We start from the raw sequence: 2,089 nt of genomic DNA, 5'->3' as shown, positions 1-2,089 counted from the left end.
GCAGGCGCGCCGCCGGGACGCCGCCGCCCTCCAGCAGGCGCAGCACCGCCGCCTCGCGGGCCAGCAGCCCCGGGGCGTGGCGGCGGTAGAACGGCTTGACGAAGGAGCGCAGCACCAGCGCGTACGGGCCCGCGCCCCCCGCCCGCTCCACGTCCACGCGGCGCATCCGCGAGGTCCACCCGCCGGTGAGCGCGCTCACCCGCGTGACGCGCTCACCGGGCGCGAGGAGCCCCTCCACCCACCGGCGCGTGCCGTCCCACCCCTGGCCCCAGTCCCCACCGTCGATCATGGACGGCAAGCCTACGCCCCACCCCCGCCCGACCCGCCCCGAGTAGGCCTGACGAAGAGTCAACTCCCGTACAACCACGGACAGAAGCCCCCTATTCCGACAGGCGTCGAAGTTTGACAGGCGGGGCGCGCCCGGGGTTGGCTGGACGCCGATCCGCACCACACCCAGGGGGAGGGGCCCGCCATGCCCAGGACCGTCGTCTTCGAGACCACCGGAGGACCGGAGGTACTGGCCGTACGCGAGCGCCCCTTGCCCGAACCCGGGCCCGGCGAACTGCGCCTGCGCGTGGCCGCGATCGGCCTCAACCGCGCCGAGGCCCTCTTCCGCGCCGGCACCTACCTGGAGCGGCCGCGCCTGCCCGCCACCCTCGGCTACGAGGCCAGCGGCACCGTGGAGGCCGTCGGCGAGGGCGTCACCGCCTTCACGCCCGGCGACCGCGTCGACACCGTGCCCGCGTTCTCCCAGAACGACTACGGCGTCTACGGCACCCACGTCCTGGTCCCCGCCCGCGCCGCCGTCCCCCACCCCGCCGGCCTCACCCCCGCCCAGGGCGCCGCCGTGTGGATGCCCTACCTCACCGCCTACGGCGCCCTCGCCGAGGACGGCCACCTGCGCCCCGGCGACCACGTGCTGATCACCGCCGCCGCCTCCGGCGTGGGCCTGGCCGCCATCCGCACCGCCCGCCGCCTGGGCGCCCACCCGATCGCCACCACCCGCACCCGCGCCAAGGCCCGGCACCTGCTGGACGCCGGCGCCGCCGAGGTCGTCGTCACCGGCGAGGACGACCTCCTCGCCCGCGTCGACGCGGCCACCGGCGGATCCGGCGTGCGCACCGCCCTCGACCCCGTCGCCGGACCCGGCGTCCTGACCCTCGCCCGCACCCTGGCCCCCGGCGGACGCCTGACCGTCTACGGCCGCCTCGACCCCCGCGACACCCCGATGCCCGGCCAGGACACCTTCGCCCCCGTCACCAGCCGCTTCTTCTCCATGCACGAGGTCACCCGGGACGACGAACGCCTGCGCCGCGCCCACGCGTTCGTCACCGCCGGCCTGGCCGACGGCTCCTTCACCCCCGCCGTCGACCGCGTCTTCGAAGGCCTCGACACCGTCGCCGAGGCCCACCGCTACCTGGAGGCCGGCACCCAGATCGGCAAGATCGTCCTGGCCGTCGGCGACTGAACCACCACCGGAGGCCGGCCCCCCGCCGGGGGCCGGCGGGCCCTCAGGCCCCCGGGGCCCGGCGGGCCTCCGCGTCGGCGGCGGCCACCACCGCCGCCAGCAACCCCGGGAACCGCCGCTCCAACTCCTCGCTGCGCAGCGCGTTCATCTTGGTGGTGCCCACGTAGTACTGGCGCAGCAGCCCCGCCTCGCGCAGCACGCTGAAGTGGTGGCTGGAGGTCGAACGCCCCACCGGCAGGTCGAAGGAACCGCAGCTGAGATCGGCTCCCGAGTGCGCGAGCGTGCGCACCACCGTCCTGCGGGCCGGATCAGCGAGCGCCTCCAGCACCTGCTGGACGCTCACGTCCTCCACACCAGGGTGCACGATCACCCGCGCCGCCACGCGTGCCCGCCCCACACCCACCACCCCTTCCCAACACTCGACCCCCGTCTGTCCGACAGTCAAAAACCGCGCCGTGTGCGCGACTTCACGAGCACGACGCTACCAGGGACGATCGCCCGGCCCCCGGCCTCCGCCCCCGGGAGGCGCGCCGGACCCCCGGACCGCCCCCGCGCCCCACCCGCCGCCCACACCCACCGCAACACCCGCGCAACACGCCCCGCCGCCCGGCACGGGGGCCG

At 76.4% G+C, this 2,089-nt stretch carries 2 protein-coding genes and 1 pseudogene; 1 reads left to right on the top strand and 2 read right to left on the bottom strand.

The genetic code is table 11. From position 1 onward, the window contains the following. Positions 1–289, bottom strand: a pseudogene (locus AE652_RS40225) (aminoglycoside phosphotransferase family protein); the annotation flags it as partial. A gap of 183 nt (positions 290–472) precedes the next feature. Between AE652_RS40225 and AE652_RS40220 the strand changes: the two are divergent. Further along, on the top strand, positions 473–1,468 hold the full coding sequence (locus tag AE652_RS40220) for a zinc-dependent alcohol dehydrogenase family protein (RefSeq protein ID WP_049660695.1): 996 nt from the start codon (positions 473–475) through the stop codon (positions 1,466–1,468). A gap of 43 nt (positions 1,469–1,511) precedes the next feature. On the opposite strand, the gene AE652_RS40215 is transcribed toward AE652_RS40220, so the two are convergent. Beyond that, positions 1,512–1,865 carry a helix-turn-helix transcriptional regulator gene (locus AE652_RS40215; RefSeq protein WP_049660701.1) on the bottom strand — a complete coding sequence of 118 codons (354 nt, stop codon included), beginning with the start codon at positions 1,863–1,865 and terminating at the stop codon, positions 1,512–1,514. Positions 1,866–2,089: the final 224 nt, after the last annotated feature.

It is taken from the genome of Kitasatospora sp. MY 5-36 (assembly GCF_001182915.1).
Taxonomy (GTDB): domain Bacteria; phylum Actinomycetota; class Actinomycetes; order Streptomycetales; family Streptomycetaceae; genus Kitasatospora.
This window is presented reverse-complemented; position numbering and strand designations above follow the sequence as displayed.

Bases quoted from the DNA above. Each gene is read 5' to 3' on its own strand.
- AE652_RS40220 (WP_049660695.1), top strand. From the start codon at position 473: ATGCCCAGGACCGTCGTCTTCGAGACCACCGGAGGACCGGAGGTACTG.